Annotated in this window: 23 protein-coding genes and 1 tRNA gene; 7 read left to right on the top strand and 17 right to left on the bottom strand. The window is 63.5% G+C overall.

Going from position 1 to position 25952, the window contains the following annotated elements; translation table 11 throughout:
• Positions 1 to 10: 10 nt before the first annotated feature.
• Positions 11 to 1069, bottom strand: a complete 1059-nt coding sequence (locus CXR43_RS13450) for an RluA family pseudouridine synthase (RefSeq protein ID WP_103334561.1) — start codon at positions 1067 to 1069, stop codon at positions 11 to 13.
• Between CXR43_RS13450 and CXR43_RS13445 the strand changes: the two genes are divergently transcribed.
• On the top strand, positions 1068 to 1376 hold the full coding sequence (locus CXR43_RS13445; protein WP_103334560.1) for a DUF6476 family protein: 309 nt from the start codon (positions 1068 to 1070) through the stop codon (positions 1374 to 1376). The genes CXR43_RS13450 and CXR43_RS13445 overlap by 2 nt on opposite strands.
• Positions 1377 to 1379: 3 nt before the next feature.
• Here CXR43_RS13445 and irrA read toward each other — a convergent pair whose 3' ends face one another.
• Positions 1380 to 1796, bottom strand: a complete 417-nt coding sequence (irrA, locus tag CXR43_RS13440; RefSeq protein WP_103334559.1) for an iron response transcriptional regulator IrrA — start codon at positions 1794 to 1796, stop codon at positions 1380 to 1382.
• Positions 1797 to 1960: 164 nt separating this feature from the next.
• Between irrA and fabA the strand changes: the two genes are divergently transcribed.
• The 3 genes from fabA to CXR43_RS13425 are packed head-to-tail and all read left to right on the top strand — an operon-like array spanning position 1961 to position 4520.
• Positions 1961 to 2470 carry a bifunctional 3-hydroxydecanoyl-ACP dehydratase/trans-2-decenoyl-ACP isomerase gene (fabA, locus tag CXR43_RS13435; RefSeq protein WP_103334740.1) on the top strand — a complete coding sequence of 170 codons (510 nt, stop codon included), beginning with the start codon at positions 1961 to 1963 and terminating at the stop codon, positions 2468 to 2470.
• A gap of 21 nt (positions 2471 to 2491) precedes the next feature.
• Positions 2492 to 3721 (top strand): beta-ketoacyl-ACP synthase I, encoded by a 1230-nt coding sequence (fabB, locus tag CXR43_RS13430; RefSeq protein ID WP_103334558.1) that lies wholly within the window; start codon positions 2492 to 2494, stop codon positions 3719 to 3721.
• A 10-nt stretch (positions 3722 to 3731) separates the two neighbouring features.
• The gene (locus CXR43_RS13425; protein ID WP_103334737.1) at positions 3732 to 4520 is read left to right on the top strand and encodes an enoyl-ACP reductase FabI; all 789 of its coding nucleotides are present in this window, start codon (positions 3732 to 3734) and stop codon (positions 4518 to 4520) included.
• 51 nt (positions 4521 to 4571) lie between these two features.
• Here the strand turns inward: CXR43_RS13425 and CXR43_RS13420 are convergent, their stop codons facing one another.
• The 4 genes from CXR43_RS13420 to CXR43_RS13405 all read right to left on the bottom strand — a co-directional run bounded on the left by CXR43_RS13420 (position 4572) and on the right by CXR43_RS13405 (position 8884).
• Positions 4572 to 5966, bottom strand: coding sequence for a glutamine synthetase family protein (locus CXR43_RS13420; RefSeq protein WP_103334557.1), 1395 nt, complete (start codon positions 5964 to 5966; stop codon positions 4572 to 4574).
• Between the two features lie 7 nt (positions 5967 to 5973).
• Positions 5974 to 7338, bottom strand: coding sequence for an aspartate aminotransferase family protein (locus CXR43_RS13415; RefSeq protein ID WP_103334556.1), 1365 nt, complete (start codon positions 7336 to 7338; stop codon positions 5974 to 5976).
• 152 nt (positions 7339 to 7490) lie between these two features.
• Positions 7491 to 8549 (bottom strand): quinone-dependent dihydroorotate dehydrogenase, encoded by a 1059-nt coding sequence (locus tag CXR43_RS13410; protein WP_103334734.1) that lies wholly within the window; start codon positions 8547 to 8549, stop codon positions 7491 to 7493.
• Positions 8546 to 8884, bottom strand: coding sequence for a DUF952 domain-containing protein (locus CXR43_RS13405; protein WP_103334555.1), 339 nt, complete (start codon positions 8882 to 8884; stop codon positions 8546 to 8548). Before CXR43_RS13405 ends, CXR43_RS13410 begins: the two co-directional genes overlap by 4 nt.
• A 176-nt stretch (positions 8885 to 9060) precedes the next feature.
• On the opposite strand from CXR43_RS13405, the gene CXR43_RS13400 reads away from it, so the two are divergent.
• A complete protein-coding gene (locus CXR43_RS13400; protein WP_103334554.1) occupies positions 9061 to 10662 on the top strand; it encodes a bifunctional metallophosphatase/5'-nucleotidase in 1602 nt (533 codons plus the stop codon).
• 236 nt (positions 10663 to 10898) lie between these two features.
• Positions 10899 to 11975 (top strand): DUF475 domain-containing protein, encoded by a 1077-nt coding sequence (locus tag CXR43_RS13395; RefSeq protein ID WP_103334731.1) that lies wholly within the window; start codon positions 10899 to 10901, stop codon positions 11973 to 11975.
• A gap of 9 nt (positions 11976 to 11984) precedes the next feature.
• Here the strand turns inward: CXR43_RS13395 and CXR43_RS13390 are convergent.
• Positions 11985 to 12058 (bottom strand) — tRNA-Gly (locus CXR43_RS13390).
• Positions 12059 to 12189: 131 nt separating this feature from the next.
• Positions 12190 to 12795, bottom strand: a complete 606-nt coding sequence (locus tag CXR43_RS13385) for a response regulator (protein WP_354001015.1) — start codon at positions 12793 to 12795, stop codon at positions 12190 to 12192.
• Between the two features lie 124 nt (positions 12796 to 12919).
• On the opposite strand from CXR43_RS13385, the gene CXR43_RS13380 reads away from it, so the two are divergent.
• Positions 12920 to 15517 carry an ATP-binding protein gene (locus CXR43_RS13380; RefSeq protein WP_103334552.1) on the top strand — a complete coding sequence of 866 codons (2598 nt, stop codon included), beginning with the start codon at positions 12920 to 12922 and terminating at the stop codon, positions 15515 to 15517.
• Here CXR43_RS13380 and CXR43_RS13375 read toward each other — a convergent pair.
• From CXR43_RS13375 to ade, 9 genes are all read right to left on the bottom strand, one after another.
• Complete coding sequence (locus tag CXR43_RS13375; RefSeq protein WP_103334551.1) at positions 15503 to 16267, bottom strand: CbiX/SirB N-terminal domain-containing protein; 765 nt, start codon at positions 16265 to 16267, stop codon at positions 15503 to 15505. The two genes, CXR43_RS13380 and CXR43_RS13375, sit on opposite strands and share 15 nt — an antisense overlap.
• Positions 16268 to 16337: 70 nt before the next feature.
• A complete protein-coding gene (locus CXR43_RS13370) occupies positions 16338 to 17096 on the bottom strand; it encodes an SDR family NAD(P)-dependent oxidoreductase (protein WP_103334550.1) in 759 nt (252 codons plus the stop codon).
• Positions 17097 to 17177: 81 nt separating this feature from the next.
• Positions 17178 to 17417, bottom strand: a complete 240-nt coding sequence (locus CXR43_RS13365; protein WP_435530804.1) for a formate dehydrogenase subunit delta — start codon at positions 17415 to 17417, stop codon at positions 17178 to 17180.
• The gene (fdhD, locus tag CXR43_RS13360; RefSeq protein WP_435530807.1) at positions 17407 to 18213 is read right to left on the bottom strand and encodes a formate dehydrogenase accessory sulfurtransferase FdhD; all 807 of its coding nucleotides are present in this window, start codon (positions 18211 to 18213) and stop codon (positions 17407 to 17409) included. Before fdhD ends, CXR43_RS13365 begins: the two co-directional genes overlap by 11 nt.
• On the bottom strand, positions 18210 to 21089 hold the full coding sequence (fdhF, locus tag CXR43_RS13355; RefSeq protein ID WP_103334548.1) for a formate dehydrogenase subunit alpha: 2880 nt from the start codon (positions 21087 to 21089) through the stop codon (positions 18210 to 18212). Before fdhF ends, fdhD begins: the two co-directional genes overlap by 4 nt.
• Positions 21086 to 22603, bottom strand: a complete 1518-nt coding sequence (locus CXR43_RS13350; protein WP_103334547.1) for a formate dehydrogenase beta subunit — start codon at positions 22601 to 22603, stop codon at positions 21086 to 21088. The genes fdhF and CXR43_RS13350 overlap by 4 nt, the downstream gene beginning before the upstream one ends.
• On the bottom strand, positions 22600 to 23070 hold the full coding sequence (locus CXR43_RS13345) for a formate dehydrogenase subunit gamma (protein WP_103334546.1): 471 nt from the start codon (positions 23068 to 23070) through the stop codon (positions 22600 to 22602). Before CXR43_RS13345 ends, CXR43_RS13350 begins: the two co-directional genes overlap by 4 nt.
• An 89-nt stretch (positions 23071 to 23159) precedes the next feature.
• Positions 23160 to 24053 (bottom strand): LysR family transcriptional regulator, encoded by an 894-nt coding sequence (locus tag CXR43_RS13340; RefSeq protein WP_103334545.1) that lies wholly within the window; start codon positions 24051 to 24053, stop codon positions 23160 to 23162.
• 144 nt (positions 24054 to 24197) lie between these two features.
• Entirely contained in the window at positions 24198 to 25910 is a 1713-nt protein-coding gene (gene ade, locus CXR43_RS13335) for an adenine deaminase (protein WP_103334544.1), read from the bottom strand.
• Positions 25911 to 25952: the final 42 nt, after the last annotated feature.

Here is a 25952-nt window from a genome sequence, read left to right as displayed (position 1 = left end):
CACGCGAATGTCAGTCCTTGGGCCTGCGCAGGACGTCCAAGAGCCCCGCCATATCGTCCGGCAGGGGGGACGAAAATTCCAGCCATTCATCGGTGACCGGGTGGGTAAAGCCCAAAGTGGCTGCGTGCAGCGCCTGGCGCGGAAAGGCATTGCCCAGGTCCGCCGCCAGGGATGTCAGCGCCTTGGGCGACAGCTTGCGCTTGCCACCATAGGTCTGGTCGCCCAAGAGCCCGTGCCCGGCATGCGCCATATGTACCCGGATCTGATGGGTGCGCCCAGTTTCCAGCCAGCATTCCACCAAGGCGGCCTGATCGGCAAAGGCCTCCAGCACCCGCACCCGCGTGACCGCGTGCCGGCCATCATGCCAGACCACGGCCTGACGCTGACGGTCGGTCTTGTGGCGGGCCAGCAACGTGGCAATCTTGATGATGCCGCCGGTCTCGAACGAGACCCCCTTGATCCCACGCAGGCGCGGGTCGGCAGCGTTGGGCACGGCATGGACCAGCGCGACATAGCGGCGGTTCACGTCATGGCGTTCGAACTGGGTGGCCAGCCCATGATGCGCCTTGTCGGATTTCGCTACCACAAGCAGTCCAGTGGTATCCTTGTCGATCCGGTGGACGATGCCCGGGCGACGCTCGCCCCCGATCCCCGACAGCGTGTCGCCACAATGCGCCAGCAGCGCATTCACCAGCGTGCCAGAGGGCGTGCCGGGGGCCGGGTGGACCACCATGCCGACAGGTTTATCGACAACGATCAGATGCTCATCCTCATAGATCACCGTCAGCGGAATATCTTCGGCCAAAGTATCCACACTGACCGGCGGATCGAGAAACAGGGTGATCACATCACCCGCCTCGGCCCGGATCTTGGGATCGGTCAGCGCTTCGCCCCCGCGCCAGACGGCACCATCGGCGATCATCTTCATCAACCGTGTGCGCGACAGCGCCGCTTCCTCTGGCACTGACCGCGCCAGCGCCTTATCAAGACGGTCAGCGCAGCCATCGGCAATCGTCACCTGCAGGGTGAGATCCTCGTCTTCGGTCGCATCGGCAAAAGGGCCTGACATGAACAACACTCCTGAAACCGAAGCGCTTCCGCCTTCGCTGAGACTTCTGAAATGGCTGGTGATTGTCCTCACCGCCACGATGATTGTCGGTGTCATAACCGTGGTCGGGCTGCTTGTCACCCGTATGCCGGACATCACTCCGCTGGCCACGCCCGATCAACTGGCCCTGCCCGAGGGCACGCAGGCGGCGGCTGTCACCATGGGGCGTGATTTCATCGCAGTGGTGACAGAGGATGACCGCATCCTGATTTTCGAGCGTGACGGCAGGTTGCGGCAAGAGGTTGAGGTGGTTCCGGCGCAGCCCTGAGCGTCAGAGGCGCTTGAGCCGGATCACGACATCCACACGCGAAATTTCGGTGCCCTCGGGGGCATCCGGCAAGCCGCTGATTTCCAGTTGATCCTTCGGGGCATCGGTCAGCTCTGCGGTGTCTTCCCAATAGAAATGGGGGTGGTCATCCATCCGGGTGTCGAAATAGCTTTTCGATCCGTCCACCACCACTTCATTCATCAACCCCGCCTCACAGAACGCCCGCAAGGTGTTGTAAACGGTGGCAAGGCTGACCCGGTCCCCTGACTCTACCGACAGCGCAAACAGGCTTTCTGCGGTGACATGACGATCCACGCCGTCGCCCACCAGAAGACTGGCAAGCGACAATCGCTGACGCGTCGGGCGCAATCCACCCCGTGCCAGCCATTCTGTGGATCGTTCCTGTGCCGTCATCCGCATGTGTCATCCTGTCGTTACGCCTATATAAAGCGCCTGACCTCCAGATTTCAATGGAAAAGCGGGAAAGTGCCGGCCAGGCGGCGCGCGCGGCACCCTTGCCTCTGACTCGCAGCAAGTGTTACAGCGTTGAAACGAAGGACACGAAACCGGGGGAACAATCGGCGATGGGGCACTTTCCGTCCAGCTTTGACAAAGACGCACTTCTGGCCTGCGCGCGCGGCGAATTGTTCGGCCCTGGCAATGCCCAGCTCCCCGCGCCCCCGATGCTGATGATGGACCGCATCACCGAGATTTCCGAAGATGGCGGGGAATTCGGCAAGGGCCATGTGGTGGCCGAATTCGACATCACCCCCGACCTCTGGTTCTTTGACTGCCATTTCCCCGGCAATCCGATCATGCCCGGCTGCCTTGGTCTTGACGGGCTCTGGCAGCTGACCGGGTTCAACCTTGGCTGGCGCGGCTGGCAGGGGCGCGGTTATGCGCTTGGCGTCGGTGAGGTCAAGCTGACCGGCATGGTACGGCCTGACCGCAAGATGCTGCGGTATTTCGTCGATTTCACCAAGGCACTGTCGACCCGCCGCCTGACCATGGGTGTCGCCAATGGCCGGGTGGAAGCCGATGGTGAAGTGATCTATCAAGTGACCGATATGAAAGTGGCCCTCTCGGCCAACTGATCCCCAACGAAGGAGGCGCCCATGCGTCGTGTTGTCATCACCGGCATCGGCATTGTTTCCCCCATCGGCAACACCGCCGCTGAGGTTGAAGCATCCCTGCGGGCCGGGAAATCCGGCATCGTCTTCGCCCCCGAATATGCTGAGCGCGGGTTCCGGAGCCAGGTGCACGGGCAGCCACAGATCAGTCTGGAAGACAATATCGACAAGCGCGACCTGCGCTTCATGGGTGATGGCGCGGCCTATAACTTCATCGCCATGCGCCAGGCGATCGAAGATTCGGGGCTGGAGGCGTCGGACATCTCGAACGATCGCACCGGCATCATCGTCGGCTCGGGCGGGCCATCGACCAAATCCTTCTTCAAAGCCCACAACATTGTGCGCGATTCAGGCAGTCCGAAACGGATCGGGCCGTTCGGGGTCACCAAGGGCATGTCCTCGACCAACTCCGCCTGTCTGGCCACGCCGTTCAAGATCAAGGGTGTGAACTATTCGATCACCTCGGCCTGCTCGACCAGCGCCCATTGCATCGGCAATGGCACCGAGCTGATCCAGTTCGGCAAGCAGGACATCGTCTTTGCCGGTGGCGGCGAAGAGCTGGATTGGACCCTGTCGTGCCTGTTCGACGCCATGGGCGCGATGTCTTCCAAGTACAATGACACGCCGGAGCTGGCCTCCCGCGCCTTTGACGCAACCCGCGATGGTTTCGTGATCGCGGGCGGCGGTGGTGTGGTTGTGCTGGAAGAGCTGAACCATGCATTGGCGCGTGGGGCAAAAATCTATGCCGAAGTCACCGGTTACGGTGCCACATCGGACGGGCATGACATGGTTGCCCCATCGGGCGAAGGCGGCGAGCGGTCGATGCGGCAGGCGATCTCCACGCTGCCCGAAGGGCGGAAGATCAGCTATATCAACGCCCATGGCACCAGCACCCCCGCAGGTGACGTGACCGAGGTCAAAGCCGTGCGCCGCGTGTTCGGTGACGGTTCTGTGCCCCCGATCTCTTCCACCAAATCGCTGACCGGTCATAGCCTCGGGGCCACCGGCGTACACGAGGCGATCTATTCCCTGCTGATGTTGCAGGGCAATTTCATCACCGCCTCGGCCAATGTTACCCAGCTTGACCCCGAGCTTAAGCCCGAGGAAATCGCCACCACCTACCGCGAAGGTGTGGAGATGGACTCGGTCCTGTCCAACAGCTTTGGCTTTGGCGGCACCAATGCGACATTGGTGATGAGCAAGTATCGCGCGTAAGGGACAGATGATGGCCGGATGGATGAAGGGCAAGCGCGGGCTTGTCATGGGCGTGGCGAACGAACGCTCGATCGCCTGGGGCATTGCCAAGACCCTCGCGGATGAGGGCGCAGAGCTGGCGTTTTCCTATCAGGGTGATGCTTTCGGCAAGCGGGTGGAGCCGCTGGCAGCCTCGGTCGGGTCTGATCTGCTGGTTGATGTCGATGTGACCAATGACGACAGCATGGATGCCTGCTTTGCCGCGCTGAAGGACCGCTGGGGCACGATGGATTTCCTGATCCACGCCATCGCATTTTCCGACAAGAATGAACTGACGGGCCGCTTCATCAACACCTCACGCGGGAATTTCCAGAACTCGCTGACGATCTCGTGCTTCTCTTTCATCGACGTGGCGCGCCGCGCATCCGAGATGATGCCAGAGGGCGGCAGCCTGATCACCCTGACCTTTCAGGGCTCGAACCGGGTGTCGCCGAATTACAATGTGATGGGTGTGGCGAAGGCCGCGCTGGAATCAGCCACGCGCTATCTGGCCAATGATCTTGGGCCGCAAAAGATCCGCGTGAATGCCATTTCGCCCGGCCCGATGAAAACCTTGGCAGGCGCGGCCATTGGTGGCGCGCGCGCCACCTATCGCCACACCGAGGAAAACGCGCCCTTGCGCGCCAATGCGACGCTCGATGCGATTGGCGGAACAGCCGCATGGTTGTGCTCGGACTTTGGGGCTTCGACCACCGGCGAGGTGATCCATGTCGATGGCGGATATCATGTGCTGGGCTTTCCGCAGCCCGCCAACATGTAAGCGCTTCGCCCTTATCAAAAAGCCCGGCACTCTGGCCGGGCTTTTGCATCTCTACACCGTGTGCAGATACAGATCGAAATCGACCTCTGACACGGTTCGCATCACCCGCGCATATTCGGCGGCCTTGATGGCGGTAAAGGTGCGGTGCATATCTTCCCCCAAGGCATCCTTGAGGAAGACAGAAGCCTTTGCCACCTCGATCGCCTGCCGCCAGTCCAGAGGGATTGCAGGCGCATCCTGTCCCGCCTCATAGCCGTTACCAACCGTTTCCGGCCCCGGGTCCATGCTGTGCTGCAGACCGTGACGGATACCTGCCAATACAGTTGCCGCAACCAGATAGGGGTTTGCATCAACCCCGGCCGGCCGATGTTCAATCCGTCGCGCGTTGATATCCCCCGCCGGAATCCGCAGGGCGACAGACCGGTTGTTCACCCCCCAGGTCGGGCTGACCGGCGCATAGCTTTGCGCCGCAAAGCGCCGCCAGGAATTGGCGTGTGGGGCAAAGACCAGCATCGATTCCCCCATGGTCGCGCGCAAGCCGCCCAAGGCGTGCAGGATCGTGGGGTTCCACTTCCCCTCCTCCGCCTCGACAAAGACATTCGTGCCCGTGTCATCCATCATCGAGACGTGGAAATGCATGCCGGACCCGGCGTAATCCTCATTTGGCTTGGCCATGAAACAGGCGGTCACGCCATGAGCCCGTGCCTGAGCCCGCACGATGCGCTTGAGCCGCATCAGATCATCCGCCGCCTGCATCACATCGGTGCGGTAATGCAGGGTCAGCTCATACTGGCCGGGCGCATATTCGGAAATCATCGTCTCGGCGGTGATGCCCGCCTTGGCAGCCCCGGCGTAGATATCGGAGAACAGCGGCAACATGCCGTGCAGATGGTCAACCGAGTAGACCTCGGTCTTGGACGATTTGCGCCCATCGAGCACATCCCGCGCGGGCTGCATCTTGCCATCAGACCTGCGCTCATTGGCCAACAGGAAAAATTCCAGCTCAAACGCGCCGGCCGGAAACAGGCCCTCGCCTGCCAGCGCATCGATCTGCCGCTTCAGCGCATGGCGTGGGTCCGAGGGCATTGGTTTGCCGTCCAGATCATACATCGACATCAGCACCTCACCGCGCGGCGGTGTGGTATTGTGCAAAGGCACAAGGCTGCCCGGAATCGGCCAGGCCCGCAGATCGCCATCGCCCTGATCCCAGATCAGGCCGGTTTCATGCACATCCTCGCCACAGATATCCAGACCCAGGATAGAAATCGGCAAATGCCGCCCATTCTTGTAAAATGACAACAATTCGTGGCGCCGGATGATCTTGCCGCGGCCAATGCCATTCGAATCGTGCAAGATGATGTCAAACGCTTCGATTTCCGGATGGGCGGCAAGGAAGGCTTCGGCCTCGGCGATGGTCGAACCGGAGGGGCGGTGCAATGCGGTCATGGGACACTCAGGCAAAAAGTTCGGACAGGATTTCGTCAAAGGCCAGACCCAGTCGGTCAATCTGGCGCGGTCGGGTGGCCGGGCTGACCAACATCATGTTGTGAAACGGTGCGATCAGGCAGCCCCGGTTCAGCAGCGCGGTGTGCATGGCGGCTTCGACCTGCGGCTGATGCGCGGTGGCGGCCTCTGCCCCATTGCGCAACGGGCCCGGGGCACAGATGAACTCTACCCGCGCGCCGACCCGCACCACATGCCAGGGCGCGCCATGGCTCAGGATCGACGCCTGCAAAGCCGCCGCCAGCCGGCCTGCCCCTTTGTCCATATGGGCATAGGCGTCTTCGGTCATGACCTTGGACAAGGTGGCCACAAGACAGGCAAATTGCATCGGATTGGCCGACAGGGTGGTGCCCATGCCCGAATGGCCCGCCGGTCGCGCGGCGTCATAGGTCGCAAAGCGCGCGGCAACAGGTTCGGTCATGCCCCAGACCGCTGTAGGCATCCCCCCCGCCACGCATTTGCCAACGACGAACATATCAGGCGACAACCCATGCGTCCGCGTATACCCGCCCAGACCGGTGGAAAGCGTATGGGTTTCATCCATGATCAGCAGCGTGCCATAGCGCTGCGTGAGCGCGCGCAGCCCATCGTGAAAACCTGGATCGGGCAGGACCATGCAGGAATTGGTCATCACCGGCTCGGTAAGGATGGCGGCTACGTCGCCCTTGGCCAGCGCAGCCTCAACCCCGGCCAGATCGTTGAATTCGCAGACCACAGCGCCGAGGCTCAGATCCTGCACCTGCCCGACCAGGCCGGGGCGGTTGACCGTGCGGCCCTGTGCAAGTTCGACCATCGTGTCATCCAGCGTGCCATGGTAGCAGCCGTTGAACACCAGCACCTTTGGCCGCCCGGTTACCGCCCGCGCCACGCGCACAGCAAAGCGATTGGCGTCTGTGGCCGTGGTGGCGATCTGCCAGCGGAAGGCCCCGAAACAGTCGGTCAGCAAACGACCCGCCTCCAGCGCAGATTGGGTCGGCAGCATATAGGTCAGTCCATTGCGCGCCTGTTTGCGGATCGCATCGGCCACGGGCTTGGGCGAATGGCCAAACATGCTGCCGGTGTCTCCCAGACAGAAGTCGTCGATGCCATAGCCGTCAATATCGGTGATCCGCGCCCCTTTGGCCTTTGCGACCAATGGCAGATGCGGCATCGGCCAGTCGCGCATCCAATGCATCGGCACATCGTTGAGGAAGGTTCCAGCCCCATCGGCCAGCGCCTTGGCCGATTTTGGACGCGACCGGGCATAGCGTTGCGCCTCACGCGCGGCAAAGGCCGTCAGGCGGTCGGTCGGCACTCCGGCAATGGTCTGTGACATGGTGATCCCTCTGGCTGCCGCAGTATTGCCGGGAATTTGATCAAATTCAAGAGCCGGCGATCGGCGAATGTGCCGAGCGGCAGGCCGGTTTTACCGGCACAACACTGCGTATCTGGAAACGGTGCAACTTGCAGCGGCAAAGCCAGTCCGGGTCACAGCCAGTCTGCACGGCCACTTCCGCATGCTGCCGCAACCGTTTCGAACCCGTCTCGGGCCAGCAGCGCATCAAGACCCTCGGCGATGCGGCCGGCAATGCCGATGCCTTCATAGACCATCGCAGTGTAAAGCTGCACTGCCGACGCCCCGGCGCGGATCTTGGCATAGGCCTGCTCGGCACTGCCGATACCACCCACCCCGATCAAAGGGATCTGGCCCTTGGTGGCCAGCGACAGATGCGCCAGCACCCGCGTAGACTTTTCGAACAAGGGCGCGCCGGAAAGACCGCCCATTTCGCTGCGGGATGCATTTTTCAAACCATCTCGTGACAGAGTGGTATTGGTTGCGATGATGCCGGCCAACTCGGCCGCCACCGCGATTCCCCCGATTTCGGCGATCTCATCCAGTGTCAGGTCGGGGGCGATTTTCAAAAACACCGGGATCGGCGTGACAAGCGCCTCCCGCACTTCCATCACCCGCGCCAGCAGCGCGGTCAGGGCTGCCGCCCCCTGCAGATCCCGCAGCTTTTCGGTATTCGGCGAACTGACATTGACGGTCGCAAAATCCACATGCGGCCCGCAGGTCGCAAGCACATTGGCAAAATCGGCGGCGCGATCGGTCGAGGTTTTGTTTGCCCCCAGGTTGAGCCCGATGGGCAGGGTGCGGGGGCGCTTTGCCAGACGCGTGGCAATCGCCTCCATTCCGTCATTGTTGAAGCCAAAGCGGTTGATGGCGGCCCGGTCCTCGGTCAGGCGGAACAGCCGTGGCTTTGGATTGCCAGGTTGCGGCAAGGGAGTAGCGGCCCCGACCTCCATGAAACCGAATCCCGCACGCGACAGCGGCCCGAGCGCGGTGGCATTCTTGTCAAACCCGGCGGCAAGCCCGACCGGATTGGCCAGGCGCATGCCCGCCAGCGTGCAGGCCAGACGCGGCGATGTCACCTCGCCAGGCAATGGCACCACGCCGCTGTTCAGCGCCCGTAGCGACAGGCCATGTGCTATTTCAGGGTCCAGCCGGTGCAGGATGGCAAGTCCCGCGCGTTCGATCAGGGTCACCATACACCTTCGGGAAAAATATGTCCTGTCGCGCCCAGGGGCAGCGATTTGTCCCAGACCACATCGGCCAACGTCAGCCGACGGTACAGGTGCGGGAACAGATCCCCGCCCCGCGATGGCTCCCATTTGAGGTCAGGGCCCAGCGCGCCGCTGCGAAATGCCACCAACACCAGATCGCTTTCGGTGGCGAAATGGCGCGCCGCGGTTTCGGCCACCTGTGCCGCGGTCGAGAAATGAATGAACCCATCCGCCAGATCGACGGGAGCGCCAGCGGTTTCACCGGCGGCGCGGAACGCATCCCATTCGGGGCGGCGGAAGATCTTGTAAATCAGCATGACTTTCCATGCACATTGCAAGAGCCTTGGTCAATGGCAACTGCGGCACCACCCACTGTCACCGGGCAGTTGCAAAGGTGACGCAAGGTCAGGTCTGGCGGGAAATTCGACACGGGTTTGACTCCGCCGATCTTGCGAGTCACGCTTGTCCGATCAACCAATAAGGGAGCCATTTGATGAAATACCGTTTGCTTGGGTCCGCTGCGGCCATGGCGCTGTCAGCGGGGGCGGCACAGGCCGATTACACGCTTCACGTTTTGCATATCAACGACTTGCACAGCCGGATCGAAGCGGTCAACGCGTTCGATTCAACCTGCTCTGCCGAAGACGCCGCCGAGAACAAATGCTTTGGCGGCATCGCCCGGGTGGCCACCAAGGTCAACGAGCTGCGCGACAGCCTGACCGCCGATGGTCAGAATGTGATCTTTCTGGACGCCGGTGACCAGTTTCAGGGCAGCCTGATGTACACCACCTACAAGGGCGCTGTTGAGGCCGAGTTCATGGAACAGATCAAGCCTGACGCCATGGCGCTGGGGAATCACGAATTTGATGATGGTCCCGAAGGGCTGGCGGGCTTTCTTGACAAGGTGACCTTTCCGGTGATCTCGGGCAATCTGGATGTCAGCCAGTCGAATGTGCTGGCCGGCCGGGTGCAGAACCATGTGGTGCTGGAGGTCGGTGGCGAGAAGATCGGGATCATCTCGGTGCTGGCGACCGACACGGTTGAAACCTCCAGCCCTGGCCCGTCGGTGATCTTTCAGGACGAGATTGACTCTCTGAAAGCCGATGTGGCGACCCTGGAAGCCGAAGGTGTCACAAAGATCATCGCGCTGACCCATGTGGGCTATGCGCGCGATCAAGAGATTGCCGCTGCCGTGCCCGGGATTGACGCGGTGGTGGGCGGGCACAGCCATACCTATCTGTCCGCAAGCGACCCTGATCGCGCCGGGGCCTATCCGACCTGGGTCAGCCAGGAGTCTGGGGCCATGGTGCCGGTGGTGCAGGCCTATGCTTATTCCAAATACCTCGGCCATCTGGAACTGACCTTTGCCGATGACGGAACGCTGATCCATGCGGGCGGCGACACCATCCTGCTTGATGCCAGTGTCACCCCTGACCCGGCGATTGAAGCGCGGGTGACAGAACTGGCCGGCCCGATCGAAGAGTTGAAATCGACAGTCATCGGTGAAACGGCAGAGGCGATTGATGGCAGCCGCGAAACCTGTCGTCAGGGCGAATGCCAGATGGGCAATCTGGTCACCGACGCCATGCTCGACCGGGTGAAAGACCAGGGCGTGACCATCGCCATCACCAATGGCGGCGGTCTGCGCAGTTCGATCGACGCCGGGCCTGTCACCATGGGCGAGGCGCTGAGCGTGCTGCCGTTCCAGAACACCCTGTCGACCTTTACCGTGACCGGAGAGGCGATTGTGGCGGCCTTGGAAAACGGCGTCAGCGGTCTGGAAGATGGCGCAGGCCGCTTTGCCCAGGTGGCGGGGATGAAATACACCTTCGATCCGGCGCAACCTGTGGGCAGCCGGGTTTCAGATGTGATGGTTCTGGTCGGTGGTGACGCCTGGGCACCGATTGATCCGGCGGCAGAGTACATGCTGGTGTCGAACAACTATGTGCGCGGCGGTGGCGATGGCTATCGCATGTTTGTCGACGCCAGCAACGCCTATGACTTCGGCCCCGATCTGGCAGATGTCATGGCGGAATATCTGGCAAAGTCACAACCCTACACCCCCTATCTGGACGGGCGGATCACCCGCAAATAACGGCATGCCCCACACAAGGGGCCATTGGAGACAGTGGCCCCTTACCCCACGCCCTGTTTTTGCTGATGTCCGTCAGGGGTTCCTGCGCCCCGCCGCCCCCGAAGCCGAAGCTTGCAAGATGCCCTTTTTGGGCGCATAGACTCGGCCAACGGGTGACCGGGCCCCTCTGGCAGGACTTTGCGGCAATCCTGCGATGTCGGCACCTGAACCGCAACATGCCGCGCGGTCACTTGTTCATGTCTTCCTCAGATACCCTGCAGCGCTCGTCGCTGTCCTATTTCACATGGGCCTTCATCGTCACGGCGATCGGCCTGGCTCTCGGACTCTGGCTGGGGTTCAGCACCGAGCACACCTTTGGCGGCGCCATGAAGGTGTTCTTCATTGTCAGCGTCCTGGCTGTGCTGGAAATCTCGCTGTCGTTCGACAATGCTATCGTCAATGCCAACAAGCTCAAGGACATGACCCCGGTCTGGCAACAGCGGTTCCTGACCTGGGGTATTCTGATCGCGGTGTTCGGCATGCGGATCGTGTTTCCGCTGTTGATCGTGGTGATCGCCGCCAATGTCGGCCCATGGTCGGCGCTGGTTATGGCCGCAAGCCAACCGGAAGAATACAGCCGCATCATGATGGAAGCGCATCTGCCGATTGCGGCCTTTGGCGGCACCTTCCTGATGATGGTGGCGCTGTCGTTCTTTTTCGACCACGAAAAGGATGTCCATTGGGTGCGCTGGCTTGAGGAAAAAGTGTCCACCTATTCTTCGGTCAAGGGCATCGAGATCGCCTTTGTGCTGGTGGTGATGCTGGCGTTCTCCAAGGTGATCGAAGGCCAGAAGGGTGCAGCCTATGCAACGACCTTCTTTCATGCGGCAATCTGGGGCCTGCTGACTTTTTTGCTGGTAGAGGTGCTGGGTGGTATTCTGGACCGCAGCCAGCAAGCGCTGACCGGGGCCGCCCAAGGTGGTCTGGGTGCCTTCCTGTATCTGGAAGTGCTCGACGCCAGCTTCAGCTTTGATGGTGTCATCGGGGCCTTTGCCCTGTCGTCAAACCTGTTCATCATTGCCATCGGGCTGGGCATCGGGGCGATGTATGTGCGGTCGATGACCATCATGCTGGTCGAACGCGGTACGCTTGCGCAATACCGCTATTTGGAACATGGCGCATTCTATGCCATCCTGATCCTGTCGGTGATCATGTATGTCCAGACCCTGGTCCACATTCCCGAAGTGATCACGGGTCTGGGCGGCGCAACCCTGATCGGCATCGCCCTGTGGTCGTCCATTCGCTGGAACAAGGCAAACCCGGCAGAGACATAACAGGGAAGTTGGAGCGGGCGGCGGGAATCGAACCCGCGTCTTTAGCTTGGAAGGCTAAGGTCTTACCATTACACAACGCCCGCGCTCTGCTGCCGGAAATAGAGGATCGCGCGTTCAGGGTCAACCGGCCCTGTGCGGGGGGCGGAGAAGAAAAATCTCCCTCCCCTGCGCCACGCTCCGGCCCTGCGCGTCCCGCCCCAACCCGGGGTGGCGGTCAGGGTCGGATCAACCCGGCATTGCGTGCGATCATGGCGGCATGGGTGCGGTTGCGCGCCCCAAGTTTGCGCGCCAAGGTCTTGACGTGCAGCTTGACAGTCACTTCCTGAACATCAAGGTCGCGCGCTATTTCCTTGTTGGACTTGCCGTCGCAGATCCCTTCCAGCACCTCGCGCTCCCTCCGCGTCAGATCTTCCAGCGCGGCGTTGGGCGGCGGCGGATCTTCCAGCATTGACATCGGTGCGAAAATCTCACCGGTTGCCATGCGTTTGATGGCCGCGATCAACGCCTTGATGCCCAGGGTTTTCGGAACAAAGCCGACCGCGCCGCAGGCAAGTGCCTCTTGCGCCAGGTCGCGGCGGATGGTCCCCGACATCACCGCCACGGGCAGCGCCGGAACCGCAGCCCGGATCTTTTTCAACCCCTCCAGACCGTCCATGCCCGGCATTTGGTAATCCAGCACGACCAGATCAAAAGATTGCTGCGCCAGACACTCTAGCGCGTCCTGCACCCCGGCGACCGATACAACCACAATGCCGCCATCCGCCCCCAGCATTGCCGAGACCGATTCACGGAACAGATCATGATCATCGGCCAAAAGCATCCGCACGGTGTGATTTCCCTTCGATTTGCCGCGGACAGTCGCATTTTCAGGGGCGTCACTTCGCTATGAAAATGTACTAGGATATAGTCTAGCCTGACTTTGGCCCGCAGATGCAAGGGTTGCGATGACACTTTCCCCATTCATTTCGCGCGGGCCGGTCTCCGGATCGCTGCGCACCATGGCGATTGTCGGCCTTGTGTTGGGGTTGCTGGCCATCATCGGCACATTGGCGCTGGATGTGCGCGACCGACTGGATGACCTTGATCTCGCGGACAGCGACAATGGCCAATGGGTCATGATGCAGACCGAAGTCGAGGTGCTGCGTCTGCAAAGCGCGCTGGTCAAGGCGCAGGCCGGACGGGCCAGCCTTGGCGATGTGCGGCGCTGGTTCAACGTGATGTACAGCCGTCTGCAGATGCTGGAACAAAGTCCGCTCTATGCCGGGTTCATTCAGCAGCCCGAAAACCTGAGCCGGCTGAACGCAATGCAGGCCTATGCCGATCGCTGGGTCAGCGCGATTGACGCCGATGATGCGGCGCTTATGGCAGCCCTCCCAGAAATGGAGGCGCAAAGCGTCGAGGTGCAGCGGCTGGGACGGGATCTGTCGCTCGACTCGCTGCTGATGTTTTCGGCAAACACGGATGCGTCCCGCGCCAGAGTGCAGGAGACCCTGACACTTCTTGCCATGGCCGTTGTGACCACCATCCTTTTGCTGGTCTTGCTGGCCGTCATGGCGACCCGGCTGTTCCGCGTGACCCGGCAACAGGCGCGCGAAAACCAGATCGCGGGCGAACGGCTGCAACTGATCATCGCCACCTCTCCCGATGCCATTGTGGTGACGAACCGGGGTGGGTGGGTGGTCGAGTTCAACCATGTGGCCGAGGCGATGTTCGGTCTGTCACGCGGTCAGGTTCTGGGCCGGCAGATCGTGCCCCTCCTGTTTGCCCCCGAACATCAGGAGGCCTACGCCGCCCGCCTGCGTGCCATCACCACAGCTGCGGCCAGTTCTGGCCCGCAACGATTCGAGATGACCGCCCGCCGCGCCGATGGCAGGGCCATTCCGCTGGAAGCGTCGCTGGCGATCCGCGACCTGAACCGTGGGGCTCTTGTCGTCAGCTTCCTGCGCGATATCTCGCAGCGGCTGGAAGACCGGCAGGCCCTGCAAGAGGCCCTGACACGGGCGCAGGCAGGCGAAAAGGCCAAGGCGGAGTTTCTGGCCGTGATGAGTCACGAGATGCGTACTCCGCTGAACGGGCTGATCGGCTCGATGGACCTGATGCGCAACACAAGCCTTGATGAGGATCAGCGCGAACTGCTGCGGATCATGGAAGTGTCGGGCACCATCCTGCTGGGACATGTCGATTCCGTGCTGGACTTGTCGCGCACCGCCGCCGGTCAGATCCGGCTGTCTGACACACCCTTTGCGCTGGATCAGCTGATCGAGGATTGTCTGGCCAATCAGGCAGGCATCGCCCGCGCCGGTGGCAATGTGCTGCGGCATGTGCCCCTTTCGGGCCCGCTTGGCACTGTGCGCGGCGATCCGGGACGCTTGCAGCAGATCTTGCTGAACCTGATCGGCAATGCGGTCAAGTTCACCCGCAACGGCACCATCACTGTGGAAAGCGAACGCCTGTCGCACCGGGCCGGCACCACCGCGGCCAATGCCGGGGCGCAGATGATCGAATTCCGGGTGATCGATACCGGCATCGGCATTCCACACAGCGATCTGGACCGGGTGTTTGACGATTTTGCCACCGTCGATTCCTCGTTCGGGCGCGAAGCGGGCGGCACCGGGCTGGGGCTGGGCATCGCGCGGCGGCTTGCACAGGCGATGGGGGGCACGATCGGTGCCGAAAGCGAAGCCGGCGAAGGCAGCCTGTTCTGGCTGCGCCTGCCGCTGCCCGCCGCCGAATCTGTCCCCGACCCTGTCGCCGAACCTGCCCCGCCACTGGCGCAGATGCCGGGCAGGCCCACCCTGCCCCCGCTATCCGACAAGCAGGGAATGGAGATCCTGCTGATCGAGGACAACGAGATCAACCGCTTTTTGCTGCGTCGCACGCTGAGCGATCTGAACCACCGGGTGACCGAGGCGACAGATGGGATCGAAGGTGTGGCACTTGCGGCAAAGACCCGGTTCGACCTGATCATCACCGATATTTCCATGCCCCGGCTGGACGGGATCGAAGCGGCACGCCGCATCCGGGCCGGGGGCGCATCGATGCAGGCCCGCATCATCGCCCTGACGGCCCATGCCCTGCCCGAAGATGTGGAGGCGTTCCGGCTCGCCGGGCTGGATGTGTGCCTGACCAAACCGGTCAGGCGCGAGCAACTGCTGGCGCAGCTGCACGGCGATGCGCCACTGCCTGCAAGCACGGTCGCTGATCCCGTGGAACAGACCGAGTTGGATGCCCTCGCCGACGGTGTGGGCAAGCCTTTTGCGGCCTCCCTCATTGACCGGATGCTGGCCGAAGGCGGCGAAACGATCGCCCGGATCGGCGCAGAGCTTAACCCTGATGCCGAAACGGCCAGGATCGCCCACCATCTGGCGGGCAGTTGCACCATCTTTGGCGCGACTGCCTTGCGGGATGCGCTGTCGTCCCTCGAGCGGGCCATCGACGCGGCCGACCATGAAGAGACCGCCCGACTGGTTTCGACCTTACCCGCACTCTGGTCCGACACCCGTCAGGTGCTGGCCGCGCACAGCAGATCACTGCTCGCCTGAACCCTGTGCCGCGCGGCGCAAGGCGCTTGCAATCAGCCCGGGCACCCGCGCATCACGCCCCAAGGCCGGCAGGACAGGGCCCTTGAATCCGGCCTCGCTCAGGGCCGCGGGCAAGTCGTCGGTGACATGCTCGCCTTCTGCGGCAAAGAAGGGCAGGCAAACCGCGTCGGCACGGTATCCGCTGACCTCGGCCAGCCGCGGGTGCTGGTCGATGAAGGCGGCGTCACAGCGCGCCAGCAGAAGACCTTCCTTCAACCGCCCTGCAACGGCATTGGCCACATCCGACGGGGCCGAACTGCGACCCGAGCCATGGGCCGCCAGCAAAACCTCGCCCCCCGGCGGCACCCCGGCCTCGTGCAGCACCCGCAGGGCCAGGTTCTGCACCTCCAGGTCCAGCCCGAAAGGGAGCAGGCAACGCCAGCGCGCGCAGCCCGCCGCGCCACCGCACCCTGTCCGGTCACAGTGCCCGGTGTCAAACAGGGCCTCCGCACAGGCCTTGGCGAGCCGTTCCGGCAGATGCTGCCGGGTGAACCAGCCATCCGCCATGAACATCGGATAGACCAGCCCGCCCGCATCCCCCGCCCGCAACAGGGCGTCCGCAAGCCTGCCCTCGGCCGCCAGCGTGGCCGACCCCACCTGCCAGCCGGGCAAATGCGCCGCCACATCAGCAGCAAGCGCGGCCAGCGCGGCCTCGGCAGGTTCGGGGTCGGAAGGTTGGCCATGGGCCACGATCAGGGCGGTCTGTGTCATAGGGGGTGATTTAGGCGCAGCGTTTCATGTTGCAAGCATTATCGGCCCCCGGCGTCACAGGCGGGCCAGATCACAGATCATAGGGCCATGTTGCCTGCGAAAATACGCCGCCATCGACCCAGATCGTCTGCCCGGTGACAAAGCTGGCCGCCTCTGAACACAGAAACAACAGCGGCCCGGCGATGTCATCGGGCGTGCCCACCCGGCGCAACGGCGTGACCTTGGACCATGTGGCCGCATAATCGCCCGCCTCGGCCGCCGTGCGCTCGGTCGCGATGGCCCCCGGCGCGATGCAGTTGACGCGGATACCATGCGGCCCCAGTTCCACCGCTGCGGATTTGGTGAACTGCTCGATCCCGCCCTTGCTGGCGGTGTAATCCACCAGTTTCGGGAAGGCGAGCTTGTTGCAGCCAGACCCAAGCGTCACGATGCTGCCCCCCTTGCCCGCCGCGACCATGGCCCGCCCTGCCGCCTGTGTGTTCAGGAATGTCCCGCGCAGATTGGTGTGCATCACCGCATCCCACTGATCGGCCCGCAGGTCCAGAAGACCGGCCCAGGTCTGGATACCGGCATTGTTCACCAGCACGTCCGGCGCGTCTCCGGCCCAGTCTACCGCCTCGGCATGCAGGCGCTGCACGGCCCCCTCGTCGCCCGCATCCGACTCCCACGCGCGGGCACGACGGCCCAGCGCTGCGACCTCTGCCACCAGATCGACGGCAGCTTCGGCTGCACCAAGATGGGTAAAGGCCACATCATACCCGGCCCCGGCCAGCGCCGTGACCAACCTGCGCCCGATGGCCGAAGGCCCCGCTGTGACAATGGCAAACATCTTTAGTCCTCCCTCTGCCCCATGCTTCGCGCGCGAAACATCCGGTGGCAAGGGGTAACGTCGCGGGGTCAGGCGGTCAGGTCAGGTGCCGGGGCGGCGGATCAGAGGGGCTGCATCAAGGACCAGCGGTCGCAGACCCGCGCCACCTGCATCCAGCATCTCGAACAGGTGCCGCCGCATGCGCGGCTCCCAGAAGTCATTGATATGGCTGGCCAGCCCCTCGCGCGCTTCGGCATGGGGCTTGCTTTCCATGAAACGCGCGATCTGATTGGCCATGGTGATCAGCTTCTCCTGCGGGGCCAGACGGGCTTCAAGCGACATGCGCCACCTCTTTGCAATCGGTCAGACGATAAGGATGGGTATAACAATCAAACCCGTCCGGGCGGGCATTGCCGATCAGCGTCAGTCCTGCGGCTTCGGCCATACGCACCGCCGTTGCCGTGGGCGCAGACACTGCGATCAGTACCGCGAAACCCGCCGTGCAGGCCTTCTGCACCAGATCGATCGACACCCGGCTGGTCAGGATCAGCGCCGCCCCATCGGCAGGGTGCCGCATCGCCCCCACCAGCTTGTCGAGCGCATTGTGCCGGCCCACGTCTTCGCGCGACAGCATTATGCCGGCAGGCGTCCACAACGCCGCGCAATGTGCCGCGCGCGTCGCGTCATGCAGGGGTTGGTGCTGCGGCAAAGCGGCCACCGCCGCCATCACCTGCGCCGGGGACATCACCAGCGCGCTATGCACCTGCGGCGCCTCACGCACGGCCTCTTCCAAGGATTCCAGCCCGCACAGCCCGCAGCCGACCGGCCCCGCCATGCTGCGCCGCCGCTGCATCTGCCGCGCCGCCGCGCCCTCTGCCAGCCAGATCTGCAGATCCACGCCAAGCGGCGTTTCCACCACATCGATCCGCTCGATCTCGTCGCGCGCCGCGATGCCCTCGGCCAGCGTAAAGCCGCGCGCGAAATCGGTCAGGTCGGCGGGGGTTGCCATCATCACCGCATGGGTAGACCCGTTGTAGGACAGCGCCACCGCCACTTCCGCAGGCAAGACCCGCTGGCTTTCCCGCGCGAGACCGCCCGCGAATGACAGGCGCGGAAAGGGCGCTTGCGCCTGCATTATTCTGCCGCTGGCAGAATACGCCGCGCCAGCGCTGCCTGCTCGGCATAGTCTTCCTGCCATTCGCTTGGCCCGTTGGAAGGGGACACCTGCACCGCCGTCACCTTGTACTCCGGGCAATTGGTGGCCCAGTCGCTGAAATCGGTGGTGATCACATTGGCCTGCGTTTCAGGATGGTGGAAGGTGGTATAGACCACCCCGGGCGACACCTTGTCGGTGATCTCGGCCCGCAGGGTTGTCTCCCCCGAGCGAGACGCCAGCCGCACCCAGTCACCATCCCGTATCCCGCGCACCTCGGCGTCATGCGGATGCACTTCCAGCACATCCTCGGCATGCCAGACCACATTCGCCGTGCGCCGGGTCTGTGCGCCGACATTGTATTGCGACAGGATGCGCCCGGTGGTCAGGAGCAGCGGAAAGCGCGGCCCGGTCTTCTCATCCGTCGCCACATATTCGGTGCGGATGAACCGGCCCTTGCCGCGCACAAATCCATCAACATGCATCAGCGGCGTGCCTTCGGGGTTGGCCTCATTGCAGGGCCATTGCACCGACCCAAGGGTTTCCAGCCGCTCATAGCTCACCCCGGCAAAGCTGGGTGTGGTCAGGGCGATTTCATCCATGATCTGGCTGGGGTGGGTGTAACCCCAGCCCGCCCCCATGGCATTAGCAAACAACTGCGTCACTTCCCAATCGGCGTAACCTTGATTCGGGGCCATCACCTTTCGCACGCGGTTGATGCGGCGTTCGGCGTTGGTGAAGGTGCCGTCTTTCTCAAGGAACGAACTGCCGGGAAAGAACACATGCGCGTAATTTGCAGTCTCGTTCAGAAACAGGTCATGCACGATCACGCAGTCCATTGCCGCAAGCCCCGCCGCGACGTGTTTGGTGTCGGGGTCCGATTGCAGGATGTCTTCGCCCTGACAATACAACCCCTTGAAGGTGCCCTCCACCGCCGCATCCAGCATATTGGGGATGCGCAGGCCGGGTTCATTGTCGATCTGCACGCCCCAGACCCGTTCGAACACCGCCCGCGCGTCATCCAGCTTCACATGGCGATAGCCGGGCAACTCATGCGGGAACGACCCCATGTCGCAGGACCCCTGCACATTGTTCTGCCCGCGCAGCGGGTTCACCCCCACACCCGGCCGCCCGATATTGCCGGTCAGCATGGCAAGATTGGCAATTGCGATCACGGTGGTGGAGCCTTGGGAATGTTCCGTCACCCCCAGCCCGTAGTAAATCGCGCCATTGCCGCCTTTGGCAAAAAGCCGCGCTGCCGCCCGCAGCTCTGCCGCCGGCACCCCGGTCAGCAATTCCACCGCCTCGGGCGCATGATGCGGGGCGGCGATGAACTCGGCATAGTCCTGAAACGCGTCCCAATCGCAACGGTCACGGATGAACGCCTCATCCATCAGCCCTTCGGTCACGATCACATGGGCCATGGCCGAGACCACGGCGACATTGGTCCCGGGTTTAAGCGCAAGGTGGTGGTCGGCCTTGTAATGCGGGCCTTCCACCATTTCCGTGCGGCGCGGATCAATCACGATCAGTTTGGCCCCCTGCCGCAGCCGCTTGCGCAAGCGGCTGGCAAAGACCGGGTGGCCGTTCACCGGGTTGGCCCCGATCACGATCACCACATCGGTTTCCTCGACCGAGTCGAAATCCTGCGTGCCTGCGCTGGTGCCAAAGGTCTGGCCCAGACCATAACCGGTGGGCGAATGGCACACCCGCGCGCAGGTATCGGTGTTGTTGTTCAAAAACACCGCCCGGGTCAGCTTCTGCACCAGATAGGCTTCCTCATTGGTGCAGCGGCTTGATGTGATCACCCCCACCGACTGCCGACCGTATTGCGCCTGAATCCCCTTCATGCGGGCGGCGGCAAAGGTCATCGCCTCATCCCAGGACACCTCGCGCCACGGATCAGTGATCGCCTCGCGGATCATGGGTTTCAGGATGCGGTCCTTGTGCGTGGCATAGCCATAGGCAAAGCGGCCCTTGACACAGCTGTGCCCCCGGTTGGCCTTGCCGTGCTTGTAGGGCACCATCCGCACCAGCTCATCCCCGCGCATTTCGGCCTTGAAACTGCACCCGACCCCGCAATAGGCGCAGGTGGTGATCACCGACCGTTCCGGTGTGCCGATGTCGATGATGGAATTTTCCTGCAAGGTCGCGGTCGGGCAGGCCTGCACGCAGGCCCCGCAGGACACGCAATCAGAGGTCAGCGCAGTGTCGGTCTTGGCCCCGAACGACACCCGGCTGTCAAAGCCGCGGCCTTCGATCGTCAGCGCAAAGGTGCCCTGCACTTCTTCGCACGCCCGTACACAGCGGCTGCAGACGATACATTTCGCCGGGTCATAGGTGAAATAGGGGTTGGAGTCGTCCTTCGGCACCCACTGGGGGTTGACCTCGCCGCTGGTGTTCTTGGCGCGGAAATGCGTCTCCACAGCGTCATAACGCACATCGCGCAGACCCACGGCGCCCGCCATATCCTGCAACTCGCAATCGCCATTGGCCGAACAGGTCAGGCAATCCAGCGGGTGGTCGCTGATATAGAGCTCCATCACCCCGCGCCGAAGCTTCTTGAGGCGCTCGTTCTGGGTGGACACCTTCAGCCCCGGCGCCACCGGCGTGGTGCAGCTGGCCGGCGTGCCATTGCGCCCCTCGATCTCTACCAGACACAACCGGCAAGACCCGAATGCCTCCACCGAGTCGGTGGCGCACAGCTTTGGCACCGTGATGCCCGCGATTGCCGCCGCGCGCATGATGCTGGTGCCTTCCGGCACCGTCACGTCGAACCCGTCAATCCTCAGCGTGACCATCACCTTCGACTTCGCCGCAGGCGTGCCGAAATCGCGGTCGGGAATGATGAAATCCTTCATTCGGCAGCCTCTTTCACACGGGCAAAATCATCGGGAAAATGAGTCAGGGCCGACAGCACCGGATAGGGCGTGAATCCCCCCAGCGCACAAAGCGATCCGGCCTTCATCGTGTCGCACAAATCATGCAGCAGGGGGATGGCATCGGCATCGCCGCGCGCGACCCGGTCCACCGTTTCCACCCCACGCACCGCCCCGATACGGCAGGGTGTACATTTGCCACAGGACTCCACAGCGCAAAATTCAAAGGCAAACCGCGCCTGCGCCAGCATGTCGGCAGTGTCATCAAACACCACAATCCCGGCATGGCCGATCAGCCCGCCCTGCCCGGCATAGTCTTCATAGCCAAACGGCACATCGAACAGCGCGCGCGGGAAATAGGCCCCCAGTGGCCCGCCGACCTGCACCGCTTTCACGGGGCGCCCCGTGGCGGTCCCGCCCGCCAGATCATCGACAATCTCGCGCAGCGACATTCCAAAGGCCGCCTCGAACAACCCGCCCCGCGCCACATTCCCGGCAATCTGCAACGGAATCGTACCGCGCGACCGCCCGATGCCAAGCGCAGCATAGGCCGCAGCCCCGCGCTCAAAGATCACAGGTATGGTCGCCAACGAAATCACGTTGTTCACCACTGTGGGCTTGCCCATGAACCCTTCCAACGCCGGCAGCGGCGGCTTGGCGCGCACCACGCCGCGCTTGCCCTCCAGACTGTTCAGCAGGCTGGTTTCCTCGCCGCAGACATAGGCCCCCGCGCCGACGCGGATCTCCATATCGAAGGGCAGCCCCGACCCCATGACCGACGGCCCCAGCATCCCCGCCGCCCTTGCGGCCTCGACCGCCCGGGTCATCATCGCAATCGCATCAGGGTATTCGCTGCGCAGATAGACAAAGCCCTTGCCGGCCCCCACCGTGATCCCGGCAATCACCATGCCCTCGATCAACGACAAGGGATCGCCCTCCATGATCATCCGGTCGGCAAAGGTGCCGCTGTCGCCCTCATCGGCATTGCAGACAATATACTTGCGGTCGGCCACCGCCCCCGCCACCGTGCGCCACTTGATGCCGGTGGGAAAGCCCGCCCCGCCACGCCCGCGCAGGCCCGACTCGGTGACCTCCGCCAGCCGCCCCTCCACATCCATGCCCAGCGCACGCAGCAACCCGGTGCAGCCACCATGCGCCCGGTAATCGTCAACAGACAGCGGATCAATCACCCCGCAGCGCGCAAAGGTCAGCCGGGTCTGCGCCTTCATCCAGGGCAGATCCTCCACCGGGCCAAGCGCCAACGGCCCGCCATCGAACACCTGCGCCACCGATGCCGCCTCCACCGGGCCAAAGCCCATGCGACCCTGCGCCGTCTCTACCTCGACCAGCGGCTCCAGCCAGACCATCCCCCGGCTGCCATTGCGCACGATGGTCAGGTCTATCCCGCGCCGTGCGGCCTCGGCCTGCAAGGCTGCTGCCACTTCATCCGCGCCAAGCGCCCGCGCGGCAGCATCCAGCGGCACATAGACCTTCATGCCTGCCCCCTGCCCGCAGCCGCCAGAATCCGGGCTGCATCGGCCCGCCCGATCAGCCCTCCCTTCACCTGCGCCGCCGGGGCGCAGGCGCACAGCCCCAAACAGAACACCGGCTCCAGCGTCACCGCCCCATCGGCGCTGGTCTCGTGCCAGCCAAGGCCCAGCCGCGCCTGCACCTCAACCGCCAGCCGGTCCGCCCCCATCGCCTGACAGGCCTCGGCCCGGCACAACCGCACCACGGTTGCCCCGGCAGGTGCCTCGCGAAAATCGTGATAAAAGCTCACAACGCCATGCAATTCAGCCCGCGTCACCCCGGCTCCCTCGGCAAGCGCGGGCATCGCCGCCTGCGGCACATGGCCGAATTCGGCCTGCACCGCGTGCAGCATCGGCAGCATTGCCCCTTCAAGCCCCTGATGGGCCAGCACAATCTCTGCGGTACGTGCAAGGATCGCATCATCGTCCGGCATGGCTTCTCCCGTGGCTCTGCTCTGCGCCGGAGTTTATCTGCCATGACAGCCGGATCAATAATGAAATCCCGTCAAACGATAGGCAAAGCCTATTGAACCTGCCCCTCCGCCATCCGTCTTGCGGCCTCGATCAGCGCCTCGATCAGCGGCGTCGGCGGATCGCGCCGGGCGGCAATCACCCCGACCAGATGCCCGGCCTCCGGCTCAACGATCGGCACCGCCCGCACGGCACCCGACTGCGCGAACAGATCGGCCAGCGCGCGGGGCAGGATCGACACCCATGGCCCGCTGGCCACATGGGCCATCAGGGCAATTGTTGAATTGCTCTCAATCCCCGGCACCGTGCGCACCCCGGCCTCGGCCAGATGCTGGTCCACAATGCGCCGGTTCTGCATATCGCCGGTCAGCAGGCACAGCGGCAGGCCCGCCAGATCGGCCCAGCGCACCTGCGTCCGGTCCGCCATCGGCGATTCCGGCGCACAGATCAGCCGGTAGAACTCGGTATAAAGCGGCAGGCTCGACACCCGGCCCAATGGCTCGTTGTCCAGATAAGTGATGCCGGCATCCAGCTCCAGACCCTCGATTCCAGACAGGATCTCGGCGCTGGTGCGTGACAGCACGGTGACCGAAACCGCCGGATGCCGCCGGATCAGCGGCCCCGTCAGCTGCGCCACCATCGGCAAGGCCGTGGGGATCACCCCGATCCGCAGCTTGCCCGCCAGCCCTTTCTTGGCTGACCGCATCTCGTCGCGCAGGGCCCGCACCTCGGCCACGATGCCCTGTGCCCGCTCCAGCACCCGCTGCCCCTCGGGCGTCAACCCCTGATAGCGCGCACCGCGAAACACCAGCTGCACCCCCAGCTGCTCTTCCAGCTGCCGGATCGCCGCCGACAGCGAGGGCTGCGACACGCCGCAGGCCTCTGCCGCGCGTCCGAAATGGCGCGCCCGGGCCAGCGCTATGAACATTTCCAGCTTGTCAATCACCGGCGCATCCCTCCGGCTTGCGCCTTTCCCAAGGCTGCCCGCCAGAGGCCCCGGACAGCCCCACGCGCACCATCCGACACTGGTCCGCGGCAGCGCGGCCGAGCGGGGGCTCGATGCTCCCCGAGGCTGCCCCGGGGGACAGGGTCACGCCATCACCTCGAAACGGTCCACGTCCACCATCCCCATGTCGGTAATCTTGAGATGCGGAATCACCGGCAGGCACAGGAAGGCCAGCTGCAAGAACGGCTCTTCCAGCGCCACCCCAAGCCCCTTCGCCGCCGCCCGCAGCCCGATCAGGGTATCCCGCACCCCTTCGAACGGTTCCAGACTCATCAGCCCCGCCACGGGCAGTGCCAGTTCCGCCAGCACCTTGCCGTCACAGACCACCACAAACCCGCCCTCGATCTCGCCCAGCCGGTTTGCTGCCAAAGCCATGTCATGGTACTCTGCGCCCACCACTGCGATGTTGTGATGGTCATGGCAGACGGTCGAGGCAATGGCCCCGCGCTTCAGCCCAAATCCCTGCACAAAGCCGGTCGCGATATTGCCGTTCACCCCGTGCCGCTCGATCACCGCAATCTTGATCAGGTCGCGGTCAAGGTCAGGCCGCTTGTCGCCATCAACTGGCGCTATCTCAAAGGTCAGATGCTCGGTGATGATCTTGCCCGGCAGGATACCGATCACCGGCGTCTCGACGCGGTTGCCACCGGTCCGGAAATCCGCAGCCGCCACCGGCCGCGCCCTGACCGAGCGCCGCGCCACCGGCGCCACGGTCCCCCGCGCGGCAAAGGCCGCCGCATGCGCCACCACACCGCCGGCCAGCACCAGGCTGGCGCGGCAGCTCTCCAGCGTATCGATCACTGCAATATCCGCACGCTTGCCCGGCGCAATCAGCCCGCGATCCTTCAACCCAAAGGCCTCTGCCGCCGACAGGCTCGCCGCGCGGTACACGGCCAGCGACGGGCAGCCAAGGCTGATCAGCGTGCGGATCATGTAGTCCAGATGGCCATGTTCGGCGATGTCCAGCGGGTTGCGGTCATCGGTGCACAGGCACAGATAGGGCGCGTGCCGTTCGGTCAGCAGCGGGGCCAGCGCCTGCATGTCTTTGCTGACCGATCCTTCGCGGATCAGCACCCGCATCCCCTTGCGCAGCTTTTCCAAACCCTCTTCAGCCGTGGTCGCCTCATGCTCGGTGCGGATGCCGGCGCTGATATACCCGTTCAGGTCATTCCCGCGCAGCAGGGGCGCATGGCCGTCGATATGACGGCCCTGCCATGCCTCCAGCTTGGCCATGCAGCCCGCGTCCTGCATCAGCACGCCCGGAAAGTTCATGAATTCGGCCAGCCCGATCCCGCGCGGATGGTCGCGCAGCGGCAACAGATCCGCCGCCTCCAGCCGCGCCCCGGCGGTTTCCATATGGGTGGATGGCACGCAGGACGACAGCTGCACGCGGATGTCCATCAGGCAGTGCAACGACGCATCAAGAAAGTACTGCACCCCCTTGATCCCGCAGACATTTGCAATCTCATGCGGGTCGCAGATCGCGGTGGTCACCCCGCGCGGGGTCACGCAGCGGTCAAACTCGAATGGGGTGACCAGCGAGGATTCGATATGCAGATGGGTGTCGATAAATCCGGGCACCAGGATCTTGCCCGACACGTCAATCTCACGCTGTCCGCTGTAATCTCCGAACACACCCACGATGGTGTCACCACAGATCGCAACATCGGTTTCGACCAGATCGCCGGTGACCAGATCGAACACCCTGCCGCCCTTCAGCACCAGATCGGCGGGTTGCAGCCCCCGGCCTTGGGTGATCCGGTCTGACAACGGGGCTTTGGGGGCGAGATGTGGCATGAGGCGACTCCTTTCGCTTTAGCAAATCAGACCGGCAGCCGG

The organism is Pseudotabrizicola formosa (assembly GCF_002900965.1).
GTDB lineage: Bacteria > Pseudomonadota > Alphaproteobacteria > Rhodobacterales > Rhodobacteraceae > Pseudotabrizicola > Pseudotabrizicola formosa.
Note: the sequence above shows the minus strand (reverse complement) of the source record. Positions and strands in the feature narration are given on the sequence as shown.